Genomic DNA, 14107 nt, shown 5'->3' with positions numbered 1-14107 from the left:
CAACCAATTGGCGTGGCGAACAAGCGATTCGGCCGGCGGTCGTCAATCGAAAGGTCTGGGGTGGCAACCGAAGTGAAGCCGGCGCAAACGCCCAGTCGATCATCATGAGCGTGATGCGAACGTGCATGCAACGACTGGCTGACCCATTTACATTTTTGCATCGTCAATTAACAAGCCCGACGCCATTGCCGCTGCCTCTGCCCATCACCGTGCGGTAAACAAGTACATCCGACGAAGCGAAACGCCTTCGAGAGCTTGAGGTCGAAAATCAACGATTGAAAGAGCTTCTCGCAGAAGCGGAGTTGGACAAGAAGATTTTGAAGATGGCTGCGGAGGGAAACTTCTGAGCCCGACGCGACGACGTGAGGCTGTCGCCAAGGCTCAAAAGACCTTTGAGGTGTCAGAACGTCGGGCATGCAAGACGCTTGGTCAACCGCGAAGTACACAGCGGTACCAGACGCAATCCAAGAGCGACGAAGAGAGATTGCTTCGCCGCATTCATGAACTGGTTCGTGAATTCCCACGCTACGGCTATCGGATGATCACGCGGATGCTACGCCGTGAAGGGTGGACAGTGAATTTCAAACGGATCTACCGACTGTGGAAACGAGAAGGGTTTCGCGTACCGCGGAAAAAGACGAAGAAACGCAGGCTCGGAAGCGATTCCGGTGGCATCTGCCGTCGCCGCGCCGAACACATGAACCATGTTTGGTCGATCGACTTTATCTTTGATCGGACAAGCAACGGACGCTCGCTGAAAATCCTGTCACTGATCGATGAGTACTCCAGGGAATGCATTGCCTTGGAGGTCTCCCGCCGGTTTACGGGTGATGACTTGGTTGATCTCCTGGTGGATGTGTTCGCGATCCGAGGCGTTCCAGCATTCATCCGAAGTGACAATGGCCCCGAGTTCATCAGTCGTCGCGTTCGAGGTTTTCTCGGTCGCATTGATGTCGGCACGTCGTTCATCGAACCAGGCAGCCCCTGGGAGAATGGCTACGTCGAAAGCTTTCACAGTCGGCTTCGGGACGAGTGCTTGTCGTGCGAAGCATTCAGCACGCTTGCTGAAGCCCAACAGGTGATCAGCCAATGGAGATCGACCTATAACCACCGGCGTCCACACAGCTCGCTGAGTGGGCTTACCCCTGCGGAGTTCGCGGCCCGTTGTGCCGCTTCAACTCCAGTCGCTGCGCTCCTTACGTCGAAGCGGCACAACGAATGTGATTCAGTAACCTAATCCCTACCTTCATAACCCTGGACCAAGTTTCGGGGGCACCCCAGATGTTAGATGGCACCATCCATTAATCCCAGAATCCATGCGAGAGCACGCAAGGCAAACAGGCCGGCAGCATCATCGCGGCCAAGCAATCGCGGCGGCCTGCTTCGACTAGCTTGTCGCTGATCAAACTAGCCATCGCTAACGCACCAGCCACTGAATGAAAGTGAAATCCGTCGGTACCACGCTGCGCCGACACTGGAACAAAGCTCAGCTGCATGAGCCTGAACGAGCCAGCAAATCGCGGAAGAAGCCCAGCGACTGTTTGTTGCACTTGGAGAGTCGTGGTTCCAGTTCAGCTTGCTTAGCTGGATGATGGATGGCACCATCCATTGATCCTTCGACTGTCTGCGGCTCGTTTCGGACGGGTGGGGCCGACATGGGTGGATCAGGATTCGGATAGCTTGACGGAGAGAGCCGTCCACTGTTTGGGGCATCAAGTTACGGCTTCGTTGAGAGAATACTCCTTGATGTTGGGCAGCGGCGGACCATCAATGTCAACGATATAAAAAACGCAATTTGGAGTGAGGTAGAACGATTCGTCAAAAGGGGATATTCCGAATTGGTTCAAGTACTGGGCGAGCATTTTTGACGTGAACCGGTCGCGTATTCGATTCGCAGAGTATTGATGAATTTGCTCAAACTCAAACGGGTCGCCAAAGGTATCAAAAGTCCAACTACTACCGTCCTTCATCGCACATATCGAACGTTCTGTATTCCCCAGTTCACTCCAAGTTGAGCGGTAAACCTCAAGGATTGTGGCTGGCGATTCTCCTGCAGGGATGTTCGTGCATCGAATGCCGCGACTGTTAAGGCGGTCGCCAGCAAGGGGTGCGATTGGAGTTGGGTCAGTCCCGCGCCAGCGATTCTCAATATACGCACACCAACTTGACTGAGTTTCAATAAAGACCCACCGCGATGGTCGAGAGGTCAAGGGAAGCAACGAGGCAAGACATGCCTCAAGCGACGCTGATTCGCGTCGTTCCATTCGCAATTTTCGACCATCCCGCGAATAGGTTCGATCCTTCCACGCAAAGAACGCTTTCGCTGCAGTCTCAGCACGACATTCGAGGAAACCAATTGTGTTGGTTATCGGTCGATACACGCCTCCTAGCAATTCAGTTTGTTCGATCATCAATTTGAATTCTCCCGTATTCAAACTCTCGCGGACGGATCGTTCGCAAGAATCCTTTCTTGGTGTACTGGCCCTCGTGTCGAACCTGTCCGTTCGTATTCAATATTAACACGCTGACCAGTTCGTGGATTGGTGTACTGCAAATCAGGGAGGTTTGTTCCAACTCGCTCACCGGCCGCGTTCACCTGCTGTTGGTTAATTCTTACATCTTCAGCACCAGCTCGTTGAAGTATTGCAGCATCACGCTGCGCCCTAGCATTCTGTGTAGCACTTCTGCCAACGGGTCGATTAAGAGGCTTTGCGGCAGGCGGAACGGAATTGACATTGATGTCCTGTGGTAATCGCGTTCTGAACGCTTTTCTGGATGATGGATGGCACCATCCATTCAGTCCATTATCGATATGATGCGTTGAAAAGTTCGTGGTTCTGCTACGGGCCTTTCTTGGTTTTTAGCGTCAAGCAAATAAAAAAGGGCAGCCGTCAATGGCTGCCCTCAACGCTTTGAAGTTTGGGATTGTTGTCGGTAGAGTTAGTTGGCGACACCCAACGGCATGCGACGTCGGCGACGTGATCCAGCACCAGCGACACAAACGCCAATACCAAATAAGGCGAACGAGGAAGGTTCGGGAACAGCATTTACAATAGTGTCGCCCGCAAGAATAACCACGCCTGCCTGATCCTCGTAAGCACCGTCCAGTAACGTCAGTGTCGAAACACTACCAGACCGAGTGAAAGAATAGTCGATCCAGCCAAAATTGCCTGTATCGGATCTAAACCCCAAGTATCCATCATGAGTTCCGCCCCAAACACCAGCAGTCGAGCCGCCAACGAGGATTGTGTCCCAGTCACCGTTTGCAGAAATGTGGTCACCAAAATTGCCAGCTCCAATAAATTCCATTGGAGAGTAAGAATCTAAGAAGTAGTAGCCACCAAGACTGGAATTGATTGTCGAAAACGTCCCAGTACCAGCGAACGTAAAGTCAAAGAATTCCTCGCTAAATCCCGGATCAAGCGTGAACTGGCCGGCACCGCCTAGCGAGATACTGGTGGCGGGGATATCGGTTTGCCCGTTTCCTTGGCTCCAGGTCTGGTTGATATTGAAAGTCATCATCGCAGCCTGCACCGTGCCCGCCGTGGCGAGTACTAACACACACGCCACCGCCAATTTAATCGTTCGAATCATTTTGAATCCACAATCTGAGGGTACCAAAACACGACCAACAACAAACCGCCTTTCATTTGCGTGGGTGCAGGGTAGCCCCCGGGAAGGGTGGGTGCAAGTCCGAGGCCCGGAAAATCCGAATATCCTCCAAATCCGAAAAAGATCGTGAGCGATACTGGATCTAGAGGCACGATATTTTTATGCACCTTTTTTCGCCAGCACCAGCATGTACTTGTAATCTTACGAAACATGTGAATCGACCTCGTCGATCATCCTTGTTGGTTTGTGTTCAGCAAGGGCAGCAACAACGTGGGTAACCACACCCGCCAGCAGTTTGTTGGTAATGTTGGTGTGCGGCATTGCATAGTATGTGAAATCCAATCCATGTTTTTTCGCAGCCTTTGGAAGGTGCATTTGACTGCGTCTTTAGTCCATGGAATATCAAGATTGGACCATCTGGATATTCACCAGCTAATCGTTTGACGATTTCCATAGCTCGTTCGGTCGGAATATACAACGACCGTGTAAATCCTCCGTACTTGTTTACCGAACGGAGATGGGCAGAGGCAGAGGCGTCGGGCTTGTTAATTGACGATGCAAGAATGTAAATGGGGCGGCCAGTCGTTGCACGCACGTTCGCATCACGCTCCTGATGATCGACTGGGCGTTCGCACCAGCTTCACTTCAGTAGCCTCTCCATACCTTTCGATTGACGACCGCCGGCCGAATCGCGTGTTCGCCACGCCGCAACCGGTGCAGGTTCCCGCGTCAATATTGAGTGGCAAAAAGGTACGCGGTTTCGATTTGGTCGATTTTCCAGTGCGTTGATGCAGTTTTGAGGATAACGACTACTCCTCCCTTCAATGCCTTTTCCGGCTGGATTCCAAAGGCGACGGCGACGGCCGAAAAAAATCGGTTGAAATTGACCTTCGGCCAATCGTCGGCTTTGTATTCGGGTTCCTACGGCGTTGCCGCAGGCTACGATGATTGAGGCCTTCGGCCAAAGCTCAGTGGACCGACGAAGAAGTCGCGATTCGCTGGCTGCGTGTCTTTCCCGGCAAGCGATTGGAAGAGCACCTCGCCGAGTGGGAAAAGGTACGCGGTCTCGATTTGGTCGGTTTTCCAGTGCGTTGATGCAGTTTTGAGGTTAACGACTACTCATCCCTTCAATGCCTTTTCCGGCTGGATTCCAAAGGCGACGGCGGCGGCCGAAAAAAATCGGTTGAAATTGACCTTCGGCCAATTGTCGGTTTCGTTTTCAGGTTCCTACGGCGTTGCCGCAGGCTACGATGATTGAGGCCTTCGGCCAATGCTCAGTGGACCGACGAAGAAGTCGCGATCCTCAAGTCGCTGGCTGGCGAGACGGACTGGGCAGCGATGTCGCCGCACGCATGGACAGCCGAGCAACCAGAGTCCGTACGCAGCTACTGCCAAGAAGAACGTCGGCAAGCTGCCGACCGCAAGAAAACGCGCCGTGCCCGCCGACGCCTACTACACAAGTCAACCCGCCAGAAATAGAAGGTGCTGGTGAACGGTAACGTTGAGGGTGTCGATCGTTTGGATCGAAAGTCAACGGGACGGCGGTAGCGACGCCGGCCCCTTCGGGGCGTGCGAGGTATGACTCGATGTTCGCACAACGGAACCACGCCCGAACACGATGTGTACTTGCACTTCGATTACGGGCAGGTTTGACTCCGGAAGAGTCCGCGTCGGCAGCTTGGGGTGTCAGCCCTGAGATTGCTATCGGTGCAATCGCGGTGACTCAATTACCAAGCGGTAGATAGGCGTATCCGTCGGCTTGCAGGTTTGCAATTGAGGTCACGGCTGATACGGCGGTGTCGACAAAAACCGCAACTTCGTCTGGACGGCTGCCTTTGGAAATCAGTGTTTGCCCACAGACATAGATCTCCACCTCCGCTTCGTGCAGCTCATGTAGCAGTGTGAGATTCGGGTTGCTTTGTGTGTTGAAATGCCGGGCGTAGGCATCGGAATTAAGCACCGTGAACGTCGCGTCGCCATGAAGTACGACCGCAATGTGCACGCTCGCCGGTTCCGCTCCGCCGCCGGCATAGATGTTTAGGTACTTGGCGATCTTTTCAAGGCCAGGATTGATTTCCTTTGCGTCACCGCCGCGGGTTAAGTCGACGACAATCTTGGTCCCATCACGCGGTTGCTGAACCGCGTCCGCTAACTGAACGACTTTGCCATATCCGGCGATTGTCGGAGTTGACGTCGCTGCGGTGGTTGGGGTTGAGCCCGGGACAGGATGGTTTTTCATCGCTTCGGCAAAGCCACGCTCGACAAAACCCGTAACCACTTTCGCATGTGCTTGGATCAGCTTGGCAACCGCCGGATCCGATGATGTCTCAGTGACGCGAACGCCGTTCTCGGTGTCGACATGTTTCATTTCGATCTTGTCGGTGTGCTTGAACAGCTCTGCGAACAATGGGTCACGCATGCGAATCGGGTTGGTGTTCTCGATTCGATACTCCATCCACGAAACATGTTCTTTGATTTTGTCAGCGACATCCGGATCGGCGGATTCGGTGAGTGTTTCCACGCCGTTGGGCAATTCGGTGACGGTGCGATTGATCTTGGTGTGGTTCTGCAGCAGGAACTGGAAGACGTCGCGATCAGCGTCGTGTCGCTCGTCATGCCCGTGAGATTCTGCTTGCGCAGCACCACCTCCGGCGCCTCGTCCTCCAAACCCAGGGCCTCCAAGACCACGCCCCATGCCTCTGCCGGCACCAGGTTGGCCGCCACCGCGGAATCCGCGTCCCGGGCCCTGCTGCGCAAAGCTGATCGCTGGAAATGCAGTTGCGATGATGACAATCAATGTGAAACTTCTTAGTCCGTTCATGATCAGGCTCGCTAAAGGTGGGGAAACGCCAGCGATGCTGGTGGAAGCTCGTGAATCTGAAAAGGCGACTGACGAGCTTACTGGTACTGATAGTTTTAACTGTCTATACCTAGGAAGGTAGCGAGGTATTGAGGTGAAACGCATGTGGCGTTCCGTCGCAGGCGTGATCGGAAGAATCGCGGCTTGGCCGTGATGACGCAGAAGTCAGCGTGTGACCATCAGAAACACACCGTAACGCATCCGTTCTGGCGAGCCGAAGAGTTTTGCGGTGGCACCCATCGATACAGGGCGAATGTATGTACTGGTCTAGTGCGCCGGGCGGAGCGCATCGCCGGCTATTCGTCCAACTTGAATTCGCTGAACCGATTCCAGGTCGTCCCAGAATCGGCTGACAGCTCAGCATGACCACCTACACTCGGGAATCGGATTTTGATTCCCCTTGGTCTGTCGTCGATGTAGATCATGCCGTTTTCGCGTTTCGACTCTTCGAATGTGAATCGAGCCGCGCTGTCGGTTTTGGTCTCGGTCCAGATCGTTGGCGACTTTGAAGAGTGCTGCAGGAACGCGCCACCCGGATAGCTGTAGCGAGCGACAACCTTGGGCAAACGATAAACAGGGCTGTCGTCTGGGTTGTAGAAGAACGGGCTGCGGCTCAGGATTTTTTTATCGTCGTCCGTTAAGTAGGTGCGATCGGGGTACTTGCCATAGATGCCAGTCCACATGATTGCATCGGCGTCCTTGACCGTATCTGCGGGGTGCGGCAACCCAAAGGCGTGACCGAGTTCATGGCCGAGACCGGCAACCCAGCGAAGTTTGTCTTTCTGGGTCGGATGCTTTCCAACAAGCCCTAGCAAGTCGTCCTCGGGCATGCAGGCGACTCCACTTCCGCCTCGGCCGCTGTTTCCCGGACTGTCTGAATAGATAACCCAAGTGATGTGAGGGTCGTTGTGCTTGGCACCGACCAATTCGCTGGCTTCGGCGAATGTGTTGTTGTAACCCCAGTTTTCTTTGTGCTCGCCGGCAGGGTTGGCGTGGAACCAAACTGCCGGCTTGGGGCTTTTGATGACTTCCACGATTGGAGAATGCAATCGGAATGTCGCTCCGCCAAGTTGACCGGCATACCATTTTTGCAGATCAACAATCGCTTGTTCGATCGCTGCGGTGTACTCGGGTCGCTCCGTTCGATCACGCGAGACCAAGTACACGACGCGAACCACATTCAAATCGCTTTCGGTAGACTTGCTGCGTTCCGTTGGCGTTTCAGCTTGAACGTTCGCAAACCAGGTGCAAGCCAGTAGCATCGCAAAACAACAGCGTACTTTCACAGCAAACTCCGACGGAGTAGAGGGGCGGAGGCCTAGTCGACTTTGATCGGCTCCTGGCCTGGAACATGTCGTAGCCGCCAACTTATTCAGCCCACATTGCTCGGTCAACGGTTTGGTGCAACGGCTGTCTTCGCACAACGCCGTTCCGCAATCCGAAGGTACGAATGCGATCCGTTGTCGATCAGAAATGGCCCGGCAGGGAATGTTGCGATTATCCCTGCAGGGGTTTGCTGATCAAGAATTCACGACCAAGTTTCGCAGGTGCCTACAGCGACAAAACATACTTGAATAGTTCGATCCTTTCGCGATCGTCTAGTGTGTTTAGCAGGCCGGAGGGCATGAAGGAGTTTTCGGAGACTTTGATTTCTTCGATCTCGTCCTGATTGATCGTCACGACACTGTTTGCGGTTTTTACCGTGATCGCACTCTCGGTTTCGTCTTGAATCAGACCCGTGACTACCTGACCATCCGAAGTCAGGATCACGCGTGCTTGGAAGTCCTGGCCGATCACGGCGTTTGGGTCGATGACGTTTTCGATTGCATACTCAACACCTTTCGTGCGGGTGCCTTCCAGCTTTGGCGCCAAGCGAGCGTTCTCTTGCTCGGGTTGGTGACATGCCGCGCACAGTTTTTTGAAATGTGCCGCACCCTGTTGTTCGCTGAACGCCCATTTCGGTGCTGCGTTGTAAGCGTTGATCGTCTTGCGAATCTCGTCCTGGAGCTCTGCTGAAGAAGCACCCAGTCGTCCCCATTCCTTGGCCAAACGCGTGTTCAATTCGTCGTTGCCAAGGTTTGCCATTTTGGTCGCGAAGTACGCGGTAAGTTGAGCCTTTTCCATTTCGCCGGCGGCGATTTGGTCCAACACCCGTTCTGCCGATTGAGGGCGACTGGAAAGTAGCTCCAACGCGGCATTTTGAATCGAAGGGTGCCATCCCTTGTAGTGATGTAGGACTTTGTCGGCGATCCTTGAATCGTCAAAGCGGGCCAGGAGTGGAAGTGCCGTTGCGGCAAATTCAGTTTCATCGACCAAGGCCAGGTAGACGTCCAGGTTTCCGCGACTGGAGTCAGCCTGCAGAAGCTGGATGGCTCGACGTCGTTGCCCGGGATCAACGGATTCGTCTGTAGCGACTTGTCGTAGTTTTGCGAACAAGGTTGGATCGGCGAAGGCAGCACCGATCTGTTCGGCTGAAGTGCGTACTTGAAGGTCGTGAGAATCGTACAAACGCGAAGAGACCGAGGACCAGGTTTCCGGCGCGGCAATGTTTCGCATGCCCGCGACCGCCCCCGCAAAAAGTGTCGTGAAGCGGGCCAACGACTGGTCGTCTGCGTCGGCAATTCGTTGACAAAGAATATCGCGTCCTGTCGCATCGGTCCGCGCCGCGTACCACAGCGAAAGATCATTGATCGCGATCAATGGCGAGGCGTCGGCAAGTTGAATGCCACGACGGATATCAGACCGCAGGAGCGGTGCAAAGCATTGCCAGATCAAATGCGGCAAATCACGATCGGAAACGCTGTTTTGGTCGGACAAAAGTGTCGCCGCGATTGCCCACGCTGCCTCGTGTTCAACGTCCGGAAGTGCCGATGCAATCGCTCGGCGGACAAGGAGTGAATGATCATTCGTAAAAGCGTCTGATTCGGAGTACCGTTGTAAGATCGCTCCCATGATCGTTTCCGAAAGTGCTTCACAGCCTAGTTGGACAGCCCAGGCGCGAACGTACTCGCTTTGGTCATGCAGTAGGTAGCGAACGAGCTCTTGATCGGTTTGACCGATTGTGTGCAACGTCCAAATCGCTTGAAGTCGGATCGCAACGTCATGGTTAGAAAGCAAGCCTCGCAAACTGGCGATCGTTGCCGCATCCACCGTTCCGGTTGACGCTCGGTCGGCGAGAACGAGCCGTGCGGTGCGTGCGTGCCAATGATTCGCATGAGTTAACGCCGCGACCAATTCGGCGCCTGACGCGTTCTCGTAGTCAACAGTACTAGGTTGGTAGGTGGCATCGAACTGCATGCGATAGATCCGGCCGTTGCCCCGATCCCATAGTTCGGTGTTGGGATTATGGCAGTGTCTTGGGTCGTACCAATCACTGATATAAACCGCTCCATCAGGACCGACTTTTAAGTCAACGCCGACGAATTGTTGGTCAGCACAAAACAATACGTCGCTGCCAGCGTGTTGGGTGTTGTATCCACCCGCTTCACGTCGGTTGACTTGATGGTTGATTTGGTGGCCGTGCAGGTTCAGTGTAAACAGATGGTTGCGGTACTCATCCGGCCAATTGTCGCCCAAGTAAATCATGGTTCCGACATGGGAGTGGCCGCCATAGACGGCTCGCGAACCTGGTTTTCCGGCGCCGCCTTCGCCGTGGCCATACCGGGCCGACGCAAGCAGATAGCTCTTGAGGTGTGGCATGCCGGGCAACTCGTTCGCGGATATGAAGTCCGCGTAGCCACCGTTGACCTGATTCCAATAGTGACCATTCCGCATCACGTGGGTCGTCGATCCACGTCCCCAGTGGCTTCGGCAGTGCGTCATAAACATCTGGCCATGGAGGTCATAGTCCAAGCCCCATTGGTTACTACCGCCATGGGCGAAGACTTCGAACTCACGTCGTGTCGGATGGAATCGCCAGACACCGGCTGCTAGGTGCTGACGCTGGTTCTCCGCAGCGTCTGGTGCGCCGATCATTGACGTGTTAAAGACGCCTTGGTTTCCGTAGAGCCATCCGTCCGGGCCCCACATGAAACTGTTCAATGTTTCGTGCGTGTCTCCGTATCCGAATCCGTCTAACATCACGATCGGATCGGCATCAGGTTGATCGTCGCCGTTGCGATCCGGGATGAACAATAACTCTGGAGCCGCGCCCACCCAGACACCGCCAAATCCGACTTCCAGGCCGCTGACCAGATTCAATCCTTCGGCAAAGACGTCGCGTGTTTCGAAACGACCGTCACCGTCTTTGTCCGAAAGGATGACGATTTTGTCCAAGCCTTCGCCTGCCGGACGCTTCTGCGGATAGGAATGTCCTTCGACGATCCACAAACGGCCACGAGCATCAAAGGTAAACGCGATCGGTTGATGAACGATTGGCTCGGCAGCGACGACGTCGCAAGAAAAGCCCTCCGGGACATACATCTGCTCGACCGTCGACGCGACTTCCGGGCGCTCGCTCGCAAAAGATCGCTCGGTTGGCAGGTTGGGAACCAAATGCTGAAGCAACGGGTTCTCTGTTGAACGCCATGCTTGTGAGATTTGTACCGGAGCCGGCGGAGTGTCGTGCAATCGGAAGTCGTCGAAATTGATATGGCCCCAGCCACCGGTGTTCTCGTCAATCACGCGGACGGCAACTGTGTTTCCGATGTACTTGGTCACGTCGGCAACAACGCGTCGCATTTGTTCGCGATTGTCACCGACGGCGGTAAAGATCGGCGATTGCGTTCCGTCCTCTGCTATCGCAACGATTTCGACGCGAGTCGCTTCGGTGTTGCCTCCGCCGATCATGAAACTGGCATAAGGCTGGTCGAGTTTGAACGGCTTTGATGTGATCGTTCCGGTGGGAGCATCACGTAATAATTCGAATCCACCGATAAAGTAATCGCCGACTTTTTGACTGCTCTGTCCCGCCCAGCGACTAGCGATCGTGTCAGTCTTGACCGGTTGACCACGAAACGCTTCACCCTCGCTGACCCAGTCACGCAAGGACCCGGATTCGAATCCTAGATCCAGTTCGCTGCCTTGGTCGGTTTTAGGAAAGACGCCTTGGTTGGATTGATCGATGTCTGCTGGGGCAGCCGTTTTCAGTTCGAATTTCGTCAGACGCGATTCGTCTTCGTCGCTCAACGTCTCCAGCCGAATGTCTTTGAATTCGATCTTGGTTTCGCCACCACTGTGAAGTTGGAACGCCAATTGGCCTTTCAAATCACGTTCGCCTTGTTGGAGATCCAAGAGTTGCGAGAACAACGTCCCGTTGACGTAGACATCGATTCGGGGCCCCACGGCGACAATTCGATATTCGTTCCAAGCCTTCTCCCGAAACAACACCTTGTATTGTTCCTTCGGTGCAAACGTTTGGGTGTGACGTTGTCCGTCGGTTTCAATTTTGACGCGGCTTCCGCGCTCGACCAGCAGGGCCCGCCCGTGTTCGTCATATATCCGCCCCAGCCAGATGTCGCCCATATCCAAGTCGGCTTGGTAGCCGGAGACATGATCAACATTGTCGACTTGGCAACGGATCTGCACGCCGCTGTTTGCGCCTGGTGCACCGGTCAATCGAAATTGGAAATTGAGCTCGAAATCAGACAACTCGCCGCCTTTCCAAACCAGCCAAGTGTTTTTGCGTAGTTGGGTGCCCGGTTTAATCTCGCCGACGAACGCCCCGTCACGGATCGTCCAGTAGTCACGGTCACAGTCCCAATCGGTGAAATGCTGGCCGTCAAAGAGCGGTTTCGACTGAGCAGGTGACTTGGCGGCGAACAGCGGGCAGGCGGCGAGAACGCCGAGCAGCAATAAACGATTCATGAGCAGTAGCAGCGGGGGGAGAAGTCGCTAGGTGGGTCGACCGAAGCTTGCGGCAGGGGGCGGAACCGGTGCCGCTGCGCCGCGTGGTCGGGGGAAGGTCACATTGTCGCCGCTAAGGTGTGGGGCGTCAACGATTTGGTACATGCGATGGATGGCGAGTTGAAAACCGTTGCCAGAACCGAAGTTGCGGCAGGCGATGATCGCCAAAAAAATGATTTTCAATTTCGCCGGTATTTATCGGCGGTTCGGACGGCGATTCGCAACTGATTGAGTGAAGCCGGGTTTGATAAGATGTCTGATTGGATCACACACTACCACTTCCCGCCGGCTATTCCTCGGAGAATGACATGCACCTTATCTCACGACGTCGCGCACTCGCCGCTGGCTCGCTGTCGCTTTGGACCACCAAAGGTTTGTTCGCCGAACAGTTGATGTTGCCGACACCTCGGTTGACTGAAGGACCGTTCTATCCAGATCACTTGCCGTTGGACCAGGACAATGACCTGATCGTGATCAAGGACAGCACGACGCCAGCGGTGGGCGAGATCACACATTTTACCGGTCGTATCCTCAGCCGTAGTGGCTCGCCTATTCGTAACGCGACGATCGAAATCTGGCAGTGCGATGCCAACGCCGTTTACTTACATTCGGCTGACAGCAACGGCAAAAAAGATCAACAGGACAAGCACTTTCAGGGCTATGGAAAATTCGAAACGGCATCCGACGGCGGATACCGATTCCGAACGATTAAACCAGTGCCCTATCCGGGTCGCCCCGCGCCACACATCCACATCAAAGTATCAGCCGGTGATCGCGAGCTTTTGACCACACAGTGCATGATTCGTGGTCACGAAGGCAACTCACGTGATGGAGTTTTCCGAAGCGCCGGTGACGTCGTGGACCATGAATTGATTCAGGCGGACTTTAAGAAGGTCCCCGATTCGAAACTGGATGAATACAGCGCGGTGTTCGACATCGTGCTTGGACGAACCCCGGACGATCGACAAATCGAACGTCCACGCAATTCCTAGACGCACGCCACTCTTTAGGCGTCTGTGTTCCTGTCGCTCCTTTTCTCTTCTCGATCGAGTTGTACTGATGAAACGTTTGCTCTTTTCAATGGCAGTTTGCATTGCCCCAACGATGGCGTTGGCACAACCGCCCGGCGGTCCAGGATCACGCGGTGGCGAACAAGGCGGGCCGCGAGGTGGAAACCGGGGCATGCAAAATGGATTTGGTGGTCCGGGACGCAACGCGGGGCAGTCGCCGATCGAAAAGTTGATGCAATTCGATGCCAACGGGGACGGCGTACTTAGCGAAGATGAACTAAGTGACCCGCGATTGCAGAATCTGTTCAAAAGGGCCGACGCCAATGGCGATGGGACTCTGACTCAGTACGAAATGGCTGCGATGTTCACAAACCAATCCCAAGCCGGAAGTCGTCCCGGCGGCCCACCGCAAGGTTTCGGGGGCGGTCCAGGCGGCTTCGGTGGCGGGCCACCGCAGGGCTTCGGTGGTGGACCACCTCAGGGTTTTGGCGGCGGACCTGGCGGACCCAACGGGTTTCAACCGCCTCGCCCTGGAACGATCTTGCCAGAGCAGCTTATTGAAATGTTGGAGTTGACTGATGCTCAGCGCAAAAAACTCGCCGCATTGCAGGAGTTGGTCGACAAGCGGATGGAGAAAATCCTGACAGAAGAGCAGGCTCAGAAGCTGCAATTCGGACCGCAAGGACCACCACATGAAGGTGGCCCGCGACGTGAAGGCGGCCCACGCTCTCAAGGCGATCGACCACCACGCGAGTAGTTCTAGTAATAAAACGGATCAAAA

At 54.7% G+C, this 14107-nt stretch carries 14 protein-coding genes and 1 pseudogene; 6 read left to right on the top strand and 9 right to left on the bottom strand.

All coding sequences use genetic code 11. The features are described 5' to 3' along the window. Positions 1 to 218 (top strand): annotated as a pseudogene (locus CGZ80_RS08210) (IS66 family transposase); the annotation flags it as partial. A gap of 56 nt (positions 219 to 274) precedes the next feature. Then, positions 275 to 1237, top strand: a complete 963-nt coding sequence (locus CGZ80_RS08205) for an IS3 family transposase (RefSeq protein ID WP_143543802.1) — start codon at positions 275 to 277, stop codon at positions 1235 to 1237. 64 nt (positions 1238 to 1301) lie between these two features. Here the strand turns inward: CGZ80_RS08205 and CGZ80_RS08200 are convergent, their stop codons facing one another. From CGZ80_RS08200 to CGZ80_RS28560, 5 genes are all read right to left on the bottom strand, one after another. Beyond that, positions 1302 to 1496, bottom strand: a complete 195-nt coding sequence (locus tag CGZ80_RS08200; RefSeq protein WP_094413210.1) for a hypothetical protein — start codon at positions 1494 to 1496, stop codon at positions 1302 to 1304. A gap of 216 nt (positions 1497 to 1712) precedes the next feature. After that, positions 1713 to 2414 (bottom strand): hypothetical protein, encoded by a 702-nt coding sequence (locus CGZ80_RS08195; RefSeq protein WP_143543801.1) that lies wholly within the window; start codon positions 2412 to 2414, stop codon positions 1713 to 1715. A 199-nt stretch (positions 2415 to 2613) separates the two neighbouring features. Beyond that, a complete protein-coding gene (locus CGZ80_RS08190; RefSeq protein ID WP_094413206.1) occupies positions 2614 to 2796 on the bottom strand; it encodes a hypothetical protein in 183 nt (60 codons plus the stop codon). 144 nt (positions 2797 to 2940) lie between these two features. Continuing rightward, positions 2941 to 3594, bottom strand: a complete 654-nt coding sequence (locus CGZ80_RS08185) for a PEP-CTERM sorting domain-containing protein (RefSeq protein ID WP_094413204.1) — start codon at positions 3592 to 3594, stop codon at positions 2941 to 2943. 219 nt (positions 3595 to 3813) lie between these two features. Next, positions 3814 to 3987 (bottom strand): hypothetical protein, encoded by a 174-nt coding sequence (locus CGZ80_RS28560; protein ID WP_233148302.1) that lies wholly within the window; start codon positions 3985 to 3987, stop codon positions 3814 to 3816. 573 nt (positions 3988 to 4560) lie between these two features. Here CGZ80_RS28560 and CGZ80_RS27885 point away from each other — a divergent pair. Then, complete coding sequence (locus CGZ80_RS27885) at positions 4561 to 4707, top strand: hypothetical protein (RefSeq protein WP_158222606.1); 147 nt, start codon at positions 4561 to 4563, stop codon at positions 4705 to 4707. A gap of 159 nt (positions 4708 to 4866) precedes the next feature. Beyond that, a complete protein-coding gene (locus tag CGZ80_RS08175) occupies positions 4867 to 5091 on the top strand; it encodes a hypothetical protein (RefSeq protein ID WP_094413200.1) in 225 nt (74 codons plus the stop codon). A 244-nt stretch (positions 5092 to 5335) separates the two neighbouring features. Here the strand turns inward: CGZ80_RS08175 and CGZ80_RS08170 are convergent, their stop codons facing one another. From CGZ80_RS08170 to CGZ80_RS27560, 4 genes are all read right to left on the bottom strand, one after another. Further along, positions 5336 to 6433, bottom strand: coding sequence for a DsrE family protein (locus CGZ80_RS08170; RefSeq protein ID WP_094413198.1), 1098 nt, complete (start codon positions 6431 to 6433; stop codon positions 5336 to 5338). 335 nt (positions 6434 to 6768) lie between these two features. Beyond that, positions 6769 to 7758, bottom strand: a complete 990-nt coding sequence (locus CGZ80_RS08165) for a hypothetical protein (protein ID WP_143543800.1) — start codon at positions 7756 to 7758, stop codon at positions 6769 to 6771. A gap of 265 nt (positions 7759 to 8023) precedes the next feature. Next, positions 8024 to 12277 (bottom strand): PVC-type heme-binding CxxCH protein, encoded by a 4254-nt coding sequence (locus CGZ80_RS08160; RefSeq protein WP_094413194.1) that lies wholly within the window; start codon positions 12275 to 12277, stop codon positions 8024 to 8026. A 27-nt stretch (positions 12278 to 12304) separates the two neighbouring features. Then, positions 12305 to 12499, bottom strand: coding sequence for a hypothetical protein (locus tag CGZ80_RS27560; protein ID WP_143543799.1), 195 nt, complete (start codon positions 12497 to 12499; stop codon positions 12305 to 12307). A gap of 125 nt (positions 12500 to 12624) precedes the next feature. Here CGZ80_RS27560 and CGZ80_RS08155 point away from each other — a divergent pair, with 125 nt between their 5' ends. Further along, entirely contained in the window at positions 12625 to 13308 is a 684-nt protein-coding gene (locus CGZ80_RS08155) for a protocatechuate 3,4-dioxygenase (RefSeq protein WP_094413192.1), read from the top strand. 67 nt (positions 13309 to 13375) lie between these two features. Further along, the gene (locus CGZ80_RS08150) at positions 13376 to 14083 is read left to right on the top strand and encodes an EF-hand domain-containing protein (RefSeq protein ID WP_233148301.1); all 708 of its coding nucleotides are present in this window, start codon (positions 13376 to 13378) and stop codon (positions 14081 to 14083) included. The last annotated feature ends 24 nt before the right edge of the window (positions 14084 to 14107 follow it).

It is taken from the genome of Rhodopirellula sp. MGV (genome assembly GCF_002251265.1).
Lineage (GTDB): Bacteria > Planctomycetota > Planctomycetia > Pirellulales > Pirellulaceae > Stieleria > Stieleria baltica_A.
Note: the sequence above shows the minus strand (reverse complement) of the source record. Positions and strands in the feature narration are given on the sequence as shown.